Below are 13,603 nucleotides of genomic sequence, written 5' to 3' on the forward strand. Positions count from 1 at the left end.
GTACCGGACCACTACCCGGATTCCTGGCTCTGCGTTGAGGAGGAACTGTTGGGGCGGCACATTCGGGGGAGTCACCGTTTCATACTAAGACGCGGGCTAGGTTGGCGTTAGCGCACTGTTGGATAATAGGCTCGGAAGTTGAGTGCCCGGCATGATGCCGGCAGTGTTACCCCGGCCATCGCCGGGACAAACCGTGGAGAGGTCTGGGACGTGACGTACGTAATCGCGCAGCCGTGTGTGGATGTCAAGGACAAGGCATGTATTGAAGAGTGCCCTGTCGACTGCATTTACGAAGGTGAGCGTTCCCTCTATATCCACCCCGATGAATGTGTCGACTGTGGTGCTTGTGAACCTGTGTGCCCTGTTGAGGCCATTTACTACGAGGATGACACCCCGGAAGAATGGGCCGACTACTACAAGGCCAACGTTGAGTTCTTTGATGACCTGGGTTCCCCTGGCGGAGCCGCCAAGATCGGAAACACGGGCAAGGACCACCCGTATATCGCTGCACTGCCCCCGCAGAACCAAGACCACTAAGGGCGGTTGTTTCCTTGATTTCCGCGGCGCCGGCTTTCGGCCTGAACCTGCCTGACTACCCGTGGGAGGCTATGGCGCCGTATGTTGCCACAGCCGCTAAACACCCCGGTGGCGCAGTGAATCTTTCCATCGGCACGCCGGTGGACCCCACTCCCGGACTCATCCGTGAGGCCCTTGCTGCGGCCTCGGACGCCCATGGCTACCCCACGGTGCACGGCACCGAGGCCCTGCGCCAAGCCGTAGTGGACTGGTTCGCCAGCCGCCGCGGTGTGCCGGGGCTGGACCCCAAGGACGTCATGCCAACCGTCGGCTCCAAGGAGCTCGTGGCCTGGTTGCCGTTCCTGCTCGGTTTGAGCGCCGGCGATGTTGTTGTTAGGCCTACCGTTGCCTACCCGACGTACGATATCGGCGCCTCACTTGCAGGTGCCACGGCGGTTGCTGCGGATGACCTCGACGAACTTGATGCAGCCACCCGCGCGAAGGTTCGTTTGATCTGGATCAACTCGCCCGGCAATCCCACAGGTAGCGTCCGTGATGTTAAGTCACTGCAGCGGATCGTGGGCCAGGCCCGCGAGCTCGGCGCGGTGGTGGCTTCGGATGAATGCTACGCCGAGCTGGGTTGGGGCGTATGGGATGCCCAACGCGGGGGAGAAGCTGTGCCCAGCATCCTGGATCCCCGCGTCACCGGCGGCTCCACGGACGGCCTGCTGTGCGTGTACTCGCTGAGCAAGCAATCCAACCTTGCCGGATACAGGGCAGCCTTCGTTGCCGGGGATTCGGCCATTATGGCCAACCTGGTGAACAGCCGTAAGCATGCGGGCATGATTGTTCCCTACCCCGTGCAGGAAGCCATGCGCGTTGCACTGGGCGATGCCAGCCACGTGCTGGCCCAAAAGGATCTGTACCGCGGACGCCGCGAGAGGATTGTGCCTGCGCTGGAGAAGTTCGGGCTGACCATCCACGAATCCAAGGCCGGGCTCTATCTGTGGTCCACGGCCGGAGAAGCCACGTGGGACACCGTGGCTCGATTCGCTGACCTCGGCATTGTGGTGGGCCCGGGCGTGTTCTATGGAGACGCCGGTAACGGATTCATCCGGGTGGCCCTCACCGGCAGTGACGAACGAATCGATGCCGCAGTTGAACGGCTTGCCACAGCCTCATAACAATGCTGTGACTTGCGCCACTTATAGCGTCATTCCGCCAGTAACCGGACGGTACGGATTAGTTCCGCAGGGTTACTGGCGGTAGCTTTTTAACTGACTATCAATGGTGGCCTTCTCTAAGAAAGCACTTCGGCCGTTGGAGCCCTGCAACAGTAGGGCCGAAGGCGGCGACACCAGAAGGTGGTTGGACAAGCGTTCGATAGAGGCCCTGAGGCCTCATGAAGGGGACTCCATGACTGAGACCACCAGCGCGACACTGCGCCATGCCGGCGGCGAACTCGAACTGCCGCGCATCAAGGTTGTAGAAGGAAACGAAGGCTACGACGTTTCCAAGCTGCTGAAGCAGACGGGCGCCGTTGCCTATGACCCCGGCTTCATGAACACAGCGGCCACCACCTCGGCCATCACCTACATCGACGGCGACGCAGGTGTCCTGCGCTACCGCGGTTACCCCATTGAGCAGCTCGCGCAGCACTCGAGCTTCCTCGAGGTTTCCTACCTGCTGATCTACGGCAACCTTCCCACTCCCACGGAGCTGGAAGAGTTTGATCAGAAGATCCGTCGCCACACGCTCCTGCACGAAGAGCTCAAGGGCTTCTTCGGCGGGTTCCCGCGTGACGCCCACCCCATGCCGGTGCTTTCCTCGGCTGTTTCTGCGCTGTCCACGTTCTACCAGGACTCGCTGGATCCCTTCAACGCGGAGCACGTGGAAGTTTCCACCATCCGCCTGATGGCCAAGTTGCCGGTCATTGCTGCCTACGCGCACAAGAAGTCCATCGGCCAGCCGATGCTCTACCCGGATAATTCCATGAACCTGGTGGAGAACTTCCTGCGCCTGAGCTTCGGCCTTCCGGCCGAGCAGTACGAAATGGATCCGGTAGTGGTCAAGGCACTGGACCTCCTGCTCATCCTGCACGCAGACCACGAGCAGAACTGTTCCACGTCCACCGTGCGTCTTGTGGGCTCGTCCAACGCCAACCTCTTCGCGTCGGTGTCCGCCGGCATCAACGCCCTCTTCGGCCCCGCACACGGTGGCGCCAACGAGGCCGTGCTGAAGATGCTCCGCCAGATCCAGGCCGACGGCATCAAGCCCGAGGACTACATGGAGAAGGTCAAGAACAAGGAAGACGGCGTCCGCCTCATGGGCTTCGGACACCGTGTCTACAAGAACTACGATCCCCGCGCCAAGATCATTAAGGCAACGGCACACGAAGTTCTGGGCAAGCTCGGCGGCAACGACGAACTGCTGGACATCGCCATGCGCTTGGAAGAGAAGGCCCTGGCTGACGACTACTTCATCCAGCGCAAGCTGTACCCGAACGTCGACTTCTACACCGGCCTCATCTACAAGGCCATGGGCTTCCCGGAGAAGATGTTCACCGTACTGTTCGCCATTGGACGCCTCCCGGGCTGGATTGCCCAGTGGCGCGAAATGATCAACGATCCCCAGACGAAGATCGGCCGTCCGCGGCAGCTCTACACAGGGGAGCCGGAGCGCAACTACCCGGCCAACTGACACGGCCGCCGTCGTTGGTTGCGGTGCTTGCAGACTAGGCGTTGTTCGCCGCTGCAGGCTGAGCAGAGTTGTAGCCGTAGGGGTTGTTCTTCTGCCAGCGCCAGTGGTCCTCGCACATCTGGTCCACCGTCTTGGTGGTGGACCAACCGAGGTCTGCAAGGGCGGAGGAAGCGTCCGCCCAGAAAGCGGGGAGATCGCCGGCCCGGCGGCCGGTGATCTCGTAGGGGATGGGCTGGCCCACGGCCTTCTCGAAGGACCGCAGGACCTCCAGGACGGAGGAGCCACGGCCGGAGCCAAGGTTCCAGCGGCGGACGCCGGCACGCTCAGCGATGTAGTTCAGGGCTGCTACGTGCCCATCGGCCAGGTCAACCACGTGGATGTAGTCGCGCTGGGCTGTGCCATCGGGGGTGTCGTAGTCTCCGCCGAAGACCATGAGCTTCTCGCGGCGTCCCACGGCTACCTGCGCGATGAAGGGGACAAGGTTGTTGGGGATGCCCTGGGGGTCCTCGCCAATGCGGCCGGACGGGTGTGCTCCCACGGGGTTGAAATAGCGCAGCAGTGCGATATGCCAGCGGTCGTCCGCGTTGCCAAGGTCAGAGAGGATGTCCTCGATCTGCTCTTTGGTGCGGCCGTACGGGTTGTTGGCGCCGATTTCCATCTTCTCGATGTACGGGATGGGGTTGTGCTCACCATAGACCGTGGCGGAGGAGCTGAAGACGATGGAGCGGACGTTGTGCTTGTCCATGGCGCGGAGCAGGTTAAGGGTGCCCACAATGTTGTTGTAGTAGTAGGCCAGGGGTTCCTGGACGGACTCGCCCACGGCCTTCAGGCCGGCGAAGTGGATCACGGCGTCGATCTGGTGCTGGTCGAAGACCGCCTCAACTGCGGGCTCATCTACCAGGTCAACCTTGTGGAAGGCGGCGGTCTTGCCGGTGAGCTCGGAAACGCGGCGGAGGGATTCCTCGCTGGAGTTCACGAGGTTGTCGAGCACAACGACGTCGTGGCCGGCTTCCTGGAGGGACAAAACGGTGTGGGAACCGATGTAGCCGGTGCCACCCGTGACAAGAATTTTCATGGTTCCTACGCTATCGGAAATTGGAGCCACGCCGCTCTCTGTTGAGCGGTGTTGAAGCACGTTCGTGCTAAAAACAATTAGTGCCCAAAATTGTTGATGCCGAAGCCCGGCGCCATGAAGTTGTCCAAGCCGTCTTCCGGATCATTGCCAGCGATGGCTTGGAACGGGCATCACTGAGGGAAGTGGCTGACGAAGCAGAACTGGCTGTTGGTTCGGTGCGCCACTACTTCGCAAGCAGCGATGAGCTCTTGGTCTTCTCCTTCGGGGCAGTGATCGATCGCATCGTAGGCCGCCTTGAAGCGGCACTTGCATCGGTCGAGGATGCGTCGCCGGACAGCGCCGAACAACACGACGCCGTGCTATACCTCCTCGGCCAGTTCCTGCCGTTGGACGAGGAACTGGCGGTAGACGCTTGTGTATGGATGGCGTTCCGGCAGGCTGCCCGGATCAGGCCGGTCCTGGCCGCTGAAGCCGAGCGCAGCCACCGCACCGTGGCCGCCGTCGTCGGTCGCCTCATCCTGATCCTTAACCCCGGTGAAGCTGACGCCCGGCAAACCCTTGTGACTGAAGCGGAGAGGCTCCTTGCCACCATGGACGGCTTGTGCATGCACGCATTGCTGCAGCCCGAGTGGATGACCGCAGAGATGTGCAGCGACGTCCTCACGGCTCACCTGCGGTCCCTCAGGGCCGCGCCATCCAGCCGCTAAGCGTCATTGCGTCGGCCGAGCCCCATAAGAGGCGGATGACGCCATTACCGTGCGGAGTCATCGGGAATAGACTGGAACGTGTCGGGGACCTGCCAAAGGGAGGAATTCGCATGCACGAGTCAGGCGGCCCGGGATGGCGCATCACTATGGATACGTCGGGGCCGATGCTCATCGCCCTGTACTTGCGCGACGTAGCCGGACTTGATGGCGCCGGAAAACCCATACTCTCGCACGCAACACCAAAAGTCCGGCATGCAGACCATAAACACCTCACCTCTGATGTGGGTGGCCTCCCTGCACTGAAGACCGAGTGGGAGGCTTGGTGGGAGAGTCTGGTGAAGTCCTATCCCCATCCGGCCCCGGAGCTCTCGCCGCCCAGCTTCAAGGCTTTTGGCAACTCACCGGCCCTTCAACGCGTTCTGCAAGCTCATTTTGGCTCTGCCTTGGGGTGGGCCACCGACAGGATCGATGAGTATGCCAACCTTGAGGCCACCCGTGAAGCCAACGGGATGACACAGGTGCTGAGCGAAATGGTGGAGGACAGGCTTCTTGAAGTTGGCCGCAGTTCCCGTGACTTCGAACTCACCATTATTGAGTTGCCGCTCAATGAACCCCGTGCCTGGTATCTGGAACCGAGCACCATGATCATGAGCCACCAGCTGCTCTCCGAGCCCGATGTGTTCCGCAGCTACGTCCAACCTGTGGTGGAGATTCTCGCCTGAGCGAGTTTTTGGACAGATACGGCCCTTAAGACGCGCGTATAAGGGCGGGAGCTGTACAAAAACTCAGGTGGCGGGGGCGGAGACCGTGATGGTGACCATCTCAGGTGGGGCGGCAGAAGGTTGCCAGCCGTCCCGTTTCTCCCGGTTCCACGTCTGGCCAGCAACGTCCACCTGGGTAATGGACAGCGTCTTGGCGTTGGCCACTGCCCAATGGGCCACAGCCCAGGCCAGTGTTCCATCGATGTCCAGCTGCACCGAGCGGCCCTGTACGGTGGCCGCTTGGGTGCCGAACGCCGTCGTGAGTTCATCAACGACGGCGGCAGGGTCACCAGCCGCCTCGGGCATGCGCAGTTCGCAGTGCAGGGCAGCCTCGGAGTGCCCGGTGAGAGCAGAAGCGAAGGCCCTGCCCATGCCTTCGTGTTGGGCGTAAGCGCGAGGAAACGCCGAACGTTGGACAGCCTGTGCTGCCTGCGTGATTTCCATGGATTCGTAGGCTGGGACCTTCACCAAGCCGTCATAGAACGCGTTTGATGCGTAGACGGGGTCCATGACCTGTTCTTCGGTTCCCCATCCCTGCGAGGGCCTTTGCTGGAACAGTCCACGGGAGTCCGGGCCGGCGTCATCGCCGTAGTTGATGTTCCGCAGCCTGGATTCCTGCATGGCTGTGGCCAGGGCAATGGTTGCTGCCCGTGGTGGAAGCCCTCGCTGGACGGAGATTGCGGAGATGAGTGAAGCATTGGCTGTCTGATCCGTGGCGAGCTCGTGGCTTTCGGGACCGACCATGGCGAGGCAGCGCTCCGTGACAAGTGTCTCGGAGCGCTGCAGCACTGCAACTATCGCGTAAATGGCACCTGCTACGAGGGCCAAAGCCAGCACCGCAACTATGGCGCGGCGGAACCGGCGCATTGATTCTCTCCTGCTAATTGGCGTGGAGAGCCTCGTTCAGCTCCACCGTTTGGCCCTTGCGGGGAAGTACTTCCACGCCGCCGGTGGTGGAGTTGCGGCGGAAGAGCAGGTTGGGAACGCCGGAGAGTTCCACGGCTTTGATGATCTTGGTGGTGTCCTCGCCGTTTTCGTCTTTGGGGCCCGGAACGCGGACACGGGTACCGGCGGTGACGTAGAGTCCGGCCTCCACCACGGAGTCGTCACCAATGCTGATGCCTACGCCGGAGTTGGCACCGAGCAGGACGCGCTCGCCCAGTGCGATCTTTTCCTTGCCGCCACCGGAGAGCGTGCCCATGATGGATGCTCCGCCGCCAACGTCTGTACCGTCGCCGGCAACAACGCCAGCAGAGATGCGGCCTTCCACCATGGAGGTGCCCAGGGTGCCGGCGTTGAAGTTCACGAAGCCTTCGTGCATCACAGTGGTGCCCTCGGCGAGGTGGGCACCCAAGCGGACGCGGTCGGCGTCGGCAATGCGCACACCCGTGGGAACCACGTAGTCAACCATCCGCGGGAACTTATCCACGCCGTACACCACAACGTTGCCGCGCTTGCGAAGGCGTGCGCGGGTCAACTCGAAGCCGTCAACGGCGGCGGGGCCGAAGTTGGTCCACACCACGTTGGGCAGCTTGCCGAAGACGCCGTCCAGATTGATGCTGTTCGGTTTGACCAGGCGGTGGGAGAGGAGGTGCAAACGCAGGTAAGCATCGGCAGTGTCTGCCGGGGCGGCGTCGAGGTCGATCTGCGCGAAGACCACTTTCTGCTCCGTCCCGCGGGCGGCATCCTTGCCGTCGTTGGCCAGTGCAGTGAGCGCGGGGTCGGCATTCTCAACGTCACGGAGGGTTTCGGCCGCAACGCCAAGTGCGGGTGCCGGGTACCAGACGTCCAGCACGGTTGCTTCCCCGGAAGCCGAGGTGGCGATGGTGGCCAGGCCGAAGCCATAAGCCGATCGGGGGTTGGCGGGCGCGGTTGCGGGCACAGCAGAGGAAGCAGTTTCAGTCATGCGCCAAGTCTATCCAGCAGGCGGAGGTCGGTTAAAACCTGTCTCACACCACAGAAGTCGCATTTGCGGGCATTAGGCTGGACGGGTGACTTTGAACCCTGCCCCCGCCCTCCTTGACCTGCGCCAGGACGTTGCCTTGCTGACGGCTGCGATCATCGACTTCAACAGCGTTTCCGGCAACGAGACCGAACTCGCCGACGCCGTCGAGGCAGCTTTGCGCGCCATTCCTGCCTATACCGTGATCCGGGACGGCGACGCCATCATTGCACGGACCGAACTCGGGCGCTCGGAGCGTGTCATCCTGGCCGGACACCTGGACACCGTGCCCCTGCCCACGGTTGAGGGCTCCTTGGGTACAGTTCCGGCCACCTGGGAGTCCGGCGTTCCTGGTGAAGGCGTGCTGTATGGCCGTGGAACCACGGACATGAAGGGCGGCGTGGCGGTGCAGCTGGCGCTTGCGGCAACACTGTTCGACGACGGTAGGCAGCCGGACAAGGACGTCACCTTCGTCTTTTATGACCATGAAGAGGTGGAAGCGGTCAAGAGCGGACTCGGCAGGTTGGTTCGGAACCACGGAGATCTGCTGAAGGGTGACTTCGCAATCTTGTTGGAGCCAACCCACGGCACGGTGGAAGGTGGTTGCAACGGAACCAGCCGTTTCGAGGCCACCACTATCGGCGAAACAGCCCACTCTGCGCGTGCCTGGATGGGCGTCAACGCGATCCACGCCGCGGCACCCATCCTGGCGCGGCTCGCCGCTTACGAGCCACAGACCATCAACGTGGACGGCCTGGATTACCGCGAAAGCCTGAACGCCGTGAAAATCAACGGGGGCACGGCAGGGAACGTCATCCCGGACCGCTGCGTGGTGGAGATCAACTACCGTTTCGCTCCGGACAAGAATCCGGACCAGGCAGAGGCCACCGTCAGGGAGCTTCTGGAAGGATTCGACGTCGTCCGTACAGACGCTGCTGCCGGCGCGAGGCCCGGACTTAGTCACCCCGCCGCCGCGTCCTTCGTCGCCGCAGTGGGTGCCGAGCCCAAACCCAAATACGGATGGACCGACGTCGCGCGTTTCAGTGAACTGGGCATCCCGGCGGTGAACTTCGGCCCCGGCGATCCTTTGCTGGCGCACAAGGACAACGAGCACGTCGACGCCGATGCCATCCGTGAGTGCCTCCGTGCACTGAGGACGTGGCTGGCGCCGTAGTCCCGAGCACGTTCAAGAAATCAAAAACGGCGGGTCCGGTTCCATTGGAACCGGACCCGCCGTTTGCTTGCCAGAGAACTACTTGGCGGTGGGAACCGCTCCGGCTGCGGTCGCCTTGGCCGTGCCGCCAGCGGTTTTTTTGGAACCGCGGCGTTCAATCCAGATGGCAATCCGCGACACTGTCAGGTTGATCAGGATGTAGATGGCCGCGCCCACAAAGAACGCCGGGAACAGGAAGTCCGGGCCCAGGAAGTCGGCCATGATCTGGATCTTCCGGAGCAGTTCCTCGTAACCGACGATGTAGCCCAGCGAGGTGTCCTTGAGCAGAACCACCAACTGGGCAACCAATGAGGGAAGCATGCGGCGCACAGCCTGCGGGAATTCGATGGACATCCGTGACTGGAAGCTGCGGAGGCCAATGGCCAAACCAGCCTCGCGTTGTCCCTTGGGGAGGGACTGGATGCCGGCACGGAGAATTTCAGCGAAGATAGCGGCGTTGTAGAGAACCAGGCCAACAACAACGGCTTGGAACTGTCCCGTGGCGAAAACCAGCAGGACGAACAACATCATGAGCACCACAGGCATGCCGCGGAGGAACTCCAGCACTACCTGCGTTGGTATACGGACCCAGGGAATCAGGGAGATGCGCAGGAGGCAGAGCGCGATACCCAGGGGGAACGCGATCACGGCTGCAACGGCAGCAGCGGTCAGGGTGGAAACGATGCCCTGGCCGATCAGGTTCCAGACGTCCGGCGCCATGGGGCCGTAGAAAATCTCCCAGCGGTCGGCATCGAAGATACCCTGCTGCGCCAGCGTTATGACAGCGATAGCCAGGATGCCAAGAATGATCAGAACGCCGGCGGCAGAGCCGATGAGCGAATAGAGGCGGGCCTTGGGCCCGGGGACGTCGTAAAGGACCGATGTCATCGGGCAATCGCCACCTTTCGTTCAACAAAGTGCGCCAGGAGTCCCAAGGGAACTGTGATCAAGAGGTAGAAGAACGCCACCCCGAGGAGGATCCAGAGGACCTGGTTGCCGTAGTCGTTGGAGAGCTGCCGGCCGTAACCGAAAAGCTCCAGGACGAAGAATGCGCCGGCCACCGAGGAGTTTTTGACCAAGGCAATCAGGATGTTGATCAACGGGGGTATGACGGTCCGCACGGCTTGGGGGAGGACGATGAAGCCGAGGACCTGGGTGAAGGTCATGCCGACGCTGCGGGCAGCTTCTGCCTGGCCCACAGGCACGCTGTTGACACCGGAACGGACCGCTTCGGCGATGAAGGCGGCCGTGTAGCTGCTCAACGCGATGATGGCAGCAACTTCGAATTGTTCGAACTTGACGCCCAATCGGGGCAAAACAATGGCGGCGAAAAAGAAAATGATGGTCAACGGGGTGTTACGCGCCACTTCAACATAGAACATGCTGAAACCGCGAAGTGCTGCCACGGGGGAAACCCTCATGGCCGCCAGGAGTGTGCCGACAATGAGGGCAATGATTCCTGAAATTACGGAGAGATACAGGGTTCGGAGAAATCCGTCCCAGTATTCGGGGAGGCTTGCTATGACGGCGTCCATGGCTTCCTTTGGCTGCAGCTAATCAGGGAACAGGGTCCTGGATTCGTCAACTGCCGCCGCCCGGAGGGGGCGGCGGCAGTTGACGGGTCCCGACTAGTAGCGGTTGATCGTAGGAAGTTCAGGTGCGGTCTTGATGACCTTGCCTGCTGTGGCTTCCCAAGCCTTCTTGTAGGTATCGTCCTTGGCGAAGCCCTCAAGCTGATCGTTGATCCAGTTGCGGAAGACAGTGTCATCCTTCTTCAGACCGATGCCGTAAGGCTCCTTGGTGAAGGTTTCATCCGAGGCGAGCTTGAAAGCATCCGGTTCCTTGTCCACATAGCCGGCAAGGATCACGTTGTCAGTGGTGACCGCGACGACCTGCTTGTTGCGCAGCGGTTCCAGGCAAGCGGTGTAGGTGGCCGCGGGGACTACCTCTGCGTTGTACTTCTCGGCGATGGTCTTGGCCGGGGTGGAACCCGTAACGGAGCAGACCTTCTTGCCGGCAACATCTTCAGGCTTGGTGATGGAGTTGTCGTCCTTATTCACCAGCAGAGCCTGGCCAGCTTCGTAGTACGGTCCGGCGAAGGAGACCTTTTCCTTACGGGCATCGTTGATGGTGTACGTGGCGATAACGAGGTCCACGCGACCCTGCTCGATGAACGACTCGCGGTTTTGGGAGACCGTCTCTACCCACTCGATCTTGTCCGCGGCGATGCCCAGTTTTGCGGCGATTGCCTTGCCCATTTCAACGTCGAAACCGACAGGCTTGCCATCAAGGCCCTTCTGGCCGAACAACGGCTGATCGAATTTGGTTCCGATCTTGATGGTCCCGGCCTTGTTGAGCTTCTCCATGGTGGTGCCGGCTTCGAAGCTTGCCGAAGCAACCGGGGGAGTAGTTGTGGTGCTGCCGCCGCCGCAAGCGCTCAGCGAGAGAGCAAGCGCAGCCGATGCGGCCACCAGGAGTGACTTCCTCCGGGTAATAAGAGACTTCATGGTGTTCCTTTCATATGGGTGGCCGCCTTACGGCCGGGGGTGCTGGCGGTAAGGAGCTAGTGGGTCAAGAGCTTGGACAAGAAGTCCTTTGCGCGGGTGCTCTTCGGGTTGGTGAAGAATTCCTCGGGGGTGGCGTCCTCGACGATCTGGCCGTCAGCCATGAACACCACGCGGTCGGCAGCCTTGCGGGCGAAGCCCATCTCGTGGGTGACCACGATCATGGTCATGCCTTCCTTGGCCAGCTGGATCATGACGTCCAACACTTCGTTGATCATCTCGGGGTCCAGTGCCGACGTAGGTTCGTCGAACAGCATGACCTTAGGCTTCATGGCAAGAGCGCGGGCAATGGCCACACGTTGCTGCTGGCCGCCTGAGAGCTGGGCGGGAAGCTTCGGGGCTTGGTGGCCAACGCCTACGCGTTCCAGGAGGGCCATGGCTTCCTTGTCGGCCGTACCCTTGGCCACTTTCTTCACCTTGATGGGACCCAGCGTGACGTTCTCAAGAATCGTCTTGTGGGCGAACAGGTTGAAGGACTGGAAGACCATGCCGACGTCGGCACGCAGGTGCGCGAGGTCCTTGCCTTCTTCGGGAAGCTTCTTCCCGTCGATGGCGATGTCGCCGTCGTCGATGGTTTCCAAGCGGTTGATCGCACGGCAGAGAGTGGATTTACCGGATCCGGATGGTCCGATAACCACCACCACTTCACCCTTCTTAACCTGAAGGTTGATGTCTTTGAGGACATGCAATTGACCGTAGTGCTTATTGACGCCGTTCAGGGAGACGAGGGCATCGCCGGACGCTTGAGTAGTCATACGACGAATCTAGCGAACAAAGAAGCAAATATGACCACGGTCACGGCAACTTCCTGAAGATCGTGACTGAACAGAAACCTGCCCCACAGCGATATACCAGACTGCAATGCAAGATGCGGGTCGCTGCCACGGAGCGCGCCTTCATCCGCGCTAGCCTTGGGCAATGAGCATGAGCCAGCACCACGTTCCCCGTCCGGATGCCAACGGCCGCGTCACGGGCACCCATGTGCCCCTCCCTTCGGAGGTCGCCCCCGCCAAGCACAAAGGCTCCCTTGAGCTTCGGCGCAAACAGGCTGACACGGGAATGTCGGACCAGCATTTGCTGGATACCAGCGGTGCCGGGCAGTTCATCCACACCGATCCGTGGCGTGTCCTGCGAATCCAGAGTGAGTTCGTAGAGGGCTTCGGAGCCCTGGCTGATCTGGGTCCTGCCGTTAGTGTGTTTGGCTCCGCGCGGACCAAACCCGGATCCGAGTACTACGAGATGGCCGTGGATGTGGGCCGCAAGCTTGCTGAAGCCGGCGTGGCCGTGATTACCGGCGGTGGCCCGGGATCCATGGAAGCTGCCAATAAGGGCGCTGTGGAGGGCAATGGGGTTTCCGTTGGCCTGGGCATCGAACTTCCCTTCGAGCAAGGGCTCAACCAATGGGTGGATTTGGGCATCAATTTCCGCTACTTCTTCGCCCGCAAAACCATGTTCGTCAAGTACGCGCAAGGCTTCGTGGTGCTTCCCGGAGGACTAGGGACTCTCGATGAATTGTTCGAAGCCATGGTGCTGGTGCAAACACGTAAGGTCACCTCCTTCCCCATTGTTCTTCTGGGAGTGCGGTTCTGGGGTCCCATGATCGAGTGGATCCGGGAGACCTTGGTGGCAGAGGGCATGGTTTCGGAGAAGGACCTTGACCTGATCCAGTTGGTGGATGACCCCGCCGACGCCGTGCACCGCGTCCTACATGGCGCGCCGTTGCCTCCGACTCCCAACGGAGACCAGCGCCCGGAGTAGACCTTCGTTTCTGGCACGATGGACCTGTGAGCTTTTTCCTGGTGTTTCTCGCGATAGTCCTCGTCGGCGCTGCGTTGTATCTCGGTGCCGGAATCGTCAAGGGGCGCTCTCTTGGATCGGGACTGGAGCAACCCGTTCCCAACCTGCCCGCTGTCCTGCTGCCGGAGGACGCCAAGCCCGTCGACGTCGATTCCCTCCGTTTTGCGCTTGGCCTCCGTGGCTATCGGATGGATCAGGTGGACCAGGTCCTCGACGAGCTCAGGGACCAGTTGCAGGCCAAGGATCGCGAGATCCAACGGTTGGGCGCGCTGGTTCAGCGTCGTGGCGAGGACGGCGAAACCGGCCGGACCCGGCAGTGAGCTCGCGG

The 13,603-nt window shown here is 61.4% G+C and carries 15 protein-coding genes; 8 read left to right on the forward strand and 7 right to left on the reverse strand.

The window, feature by feature from the left end; genetic code table 11:
* Window positions 1-210 precede the first annotated feature (210 nt).
* The 3 genes from fdxA (at window position 211) to MOD31_RS16300 (ending at window position 3,216) form a co-directional block, all read left to right on the forward strand.
* A complete protein-coding gene (gene fdxA, locus MOD31_RS16290; RefSeq protein WP_017200392.1) occupies window positions 211-537 on the forward strand; it encodes a ferredoxin in 327 nt (108 codons plus the stop codon).
* A gap of 14 nt (window positions 538-551) precedes the next feature.
* A complete protein-coding gene (gene dapC, locus MOD31_RS16295; RefSeq protein WP_284705463.1) occupies window positions 552-1,700 on the forward strand; it encodes a succinyldiaminopimelate transaminase in 1,149 nt (382 codons plus the stop codon).
* A gap of 232 nt (window positions 1,701-1,932) precedes the next feature.
* Entirely contained in the window at window positions 1,933-3,216 is a 1,284-nt protein-coding gene (locus MOD31_RS16300) for a citrate synthase (RefSeq protein WP_142938473.1), read from the forward strand.
* A 34-nt stretch (window positions 3,217-3,250) separates the two neighbouring features.
* Here the strand turns inward: MOD31_RS16300 and galE are convergent, their stop codons facing one another.
* Entirely contained in the window at window positions 3,251-4,291 is a 1,041-nt protein-coding gene (galE, locus tag MOD31_RS16305; protein WP_166840046.1) for a UDP-glucose 4-epimerase GalE, read from the reverse strand.
* An 80-nt stretch (window positions 4,292-4,371) separates the two neighbouring features.
* Between galE and MOD31_RS16310 the strand changes: the two genes are divergently transcribed.
* Together MOD31_RS16310 and MOD31_RS16315 are read left to right on the forward strand one after the other, a co-directional pair.
* On the forward strand, window positions 4,372-4,998 hold the full coding sequence (locus tag MOD31_RS16310; RefSeq protein ID WP_250821128.1) for a TetR/AcrR family transcriptional regulator: 627 nt from the start codon (window positions 4,372-4,374) through the stop codon (window positions 4,996-4,998).
* A gap of 110 nt (window positions 4,999-5,108) precedes the next feature.
* On the forward strand, window positions 5,109-5,720 hold the full coding sequence (locus MOD31_RS16315; protein ID WP_250821129.1) for a hypothetical protein: 612 nt from the start codon (window positions 5,109-5,111) through the stop codon (window positions 5,718-5,720).
* Between the two features lie 63 nt (window positions 5,721-5,783).
* Here MOD31_RS16315 and MOD31_RS16320 read toward each other — a convergent pair whose 3' ends face one another.
* Both MOD31_RS16320 and dapD read right to left on the reverse strand, forming a co-directional pair.
* On the reverse strand, window positions 5,784-6,626 hold the full coding sequence (locus tag MOD31_RS16320; protein ID WP_250821130.1) for a hypothetical protein: 843 nt from the start codon (window positions 6,624-6,626) through the stop codon (window positions 5,784-5,786).
* A gap of 13 nt (window positions 6,627-6,639) precedes the next feature.
* Window positions 6,640-7,665: a 2,3,4,5-tetrahydropyridine-2,6-dicarboxylate N-succinyltransferase gene (gene dapD, locus MOD31_RS16325; protein ID WP_142938478.1), complete on the reverse strand. Its 1,026-nt coding sequence runs from the start codon at window positions 7,663-7,665 to the stop codon at window positions 6,640-6,642.
* A gap of 85 nt (window positions 7,666-7,750) precedes the next feature.
* Between dapD and dapE the strand changes: the two genes are divergently transcribed.
* A complete protein-coding gene (gene dapE / locus MOD31_RS16330; protein WP_166840054.1) occupies window positions 7,751-8,875 on the forward strand; it encodes a succinyl-diaminopimelate desuccinylase in 1,125 nt (374 codons plus the stop codon).
* Window positions 8,876-8,953: 78 nt separating this feature from the next.
* On the opposite strand, the gene MOD31_RS16335 is transcribed toward dapE, so the two are convergent.
* The 4 genes from MOD31_RS16335 to MOD31_RS16350 form a co-directional block, all read right to left on the reverse strand.
* The gene (locus MOD31_RS16335) at window positions 8,954-9,802 is read right to left on the reverse strand and encodes an amino acid ABC transporter permease (RefSeq protein WP_142938480.1); all 849 of its coding nucleotides are present in this window, start codon (window positions 9,800-9,802) and stop codon (window positions 8,954-8,956) included.
* Window positions 9,799-10,449 (reverse strand): amino acid ABC transporter permease, encoded by a 651-nt coding sequence (locus MOD31_RS16340; protein WP_011775440.1) that lies wholly within the window; start codon window positions 10,447-10,449, stop codon window positions 9,799-9,801. The genes MOD31_RS16335 and MOD31_RS16340 overlap by 4 nt, the downstream gene beginning before the upstream one ends.
* Window positions 10,450-10,542: 93 nt before the next feature.
* Complete coding sequence (locus MOD31_RS16345; protein WP_142938481.1) at window positions 10,543-11,421, reverse strand: glutamate ABC transporter substrate-binding protein; 879 nt, start codon at window positions 11,419-11,421, stop codon at window positions 10,543-10,545.
* Window positions 11,422-11,477: 56 nt separating this feature from the next.
* Window positions 11,478-12,233: an amino acid ABC transporter ATP-binding protein gene (locus MOD31_RS16350; protein WP_062072913.1), complete on the reverse strand. Its 756-nt coding sequence runs from the start codon at window positions 12,231-12,233 to the stop codon at window positions 11,478-11,480.
* 163 nt (window positions 12,234-12,396) lie between these two features.
* Here MOD31_RS16350 and MOD31_RS16355 point away from each other — a divergent pair, with 163 nt between their 5' ends.
* A complete protein-coding gene (locus tag MOD31_RS16355) occupies window positions 12,397-13,236 on the forward strand; it encodes a TIGR00730 family Rossman fold protein (protein ID WP_187697133.1) in 840 nt (279 codons plus the stop codon).
* Window positions 13,237-13,262: 26 nt separating this feature from the next.
* Window positions 13,263-13,595 (forward strand): DivIVA domain-containing protein, encoded by a 333-nt coding sequence (locus MOD31_RS16360; protein ID WP_166840055.1) that lies wholly within the window; start codon window positions 13,263-13,265, stop codon window positions 13,593-13,595.
* Window positions 13,596-13,603: the final 8 nt, after the last annotated feature.

It is taken from the genome of Paenarthrobacter sp. TYUT067 (assembly GCF_023656375.1).
Classification (GTDB): Bacteria; Actinomycetota; Actinomycetes; order Actinomycetales; family Micrococcaceae; genus Arthrobacter.

Excerpts from the sequence above, each read along its gene's own strand:
- MOD31_RS16300 (WP_142938473.1), top strand. The coding sequence starts at position 1,933 with ATGACTGAGACCACCAGCGCGACACTGCGCCATGCCGGCGGCGAACTC.
- galE (WP_166840046.1), bottom strand. The coding sequence starts at position 4,291 with ATGAAAATTCTTGTCACGGGTGGCACCGGCTACATCGGTTCCCACACC.
- MOD31_RS16315 (WP_250821129.1), top strand. The coding sequence starts at position 5,109 with ATGCACGAGTCAGGCGGCCCGGGATGGCGCATCACTATGGATACGTCG.
- MOD31_RS16320 (WP_250821130.1), bottom strand. The coding sequence starts at position 6,626 with ATGCGCCGGTTCCGCCGCGCCATAGTTGCGGTGCTGGCTTTGGCCCTC.
- dapD (WP_142938478.1), bottom strand. The coding sequence starts at position 7,665 with ATGACTGAAACTGCTTCCTCTGCTGTGCCCGCAACCGCGCCCGCCAAC.
- MOD31_RS16335 (WP_142938480.1), bottom strand. The coding sequence starts at position 9,802 with ATGACATCGGTCCTTTACGACGTCCCCGGGCCCAAGGCCCGCCTCTAT.
- MOD31_RS16340 (WP_011775440.1), bottom strand. The coding sequence starts at position 10,449 with ATGGACGCCGTCATAGCAAGCCTCCCCGAATACTGGGACGGATTTCTC.
- MOD31_RS16345 (WP_142938481.1), bottom strand. The coding sequence starts at position 11,421 with ATGAAGTCTCTTATTACCCGGAGGAAGTCACTCCTGGTGGCCGCATCG.
- MOD31_RS16350 (WP_062072913.1), bottom strand. The coding sequence starts at position 12,233 with ATGACTACTCAAGCGTCCGGCGATGCCCTCGTCTCCCTGAACGGCGTC.
- MOD31_RS16355 (WP_187697133.1), top strand. The coding sequence starts at position 12,397 with ATGAGCATGAGCCAGCACCACGTTCCCCGTCCGGATGCCAACGGCCGC.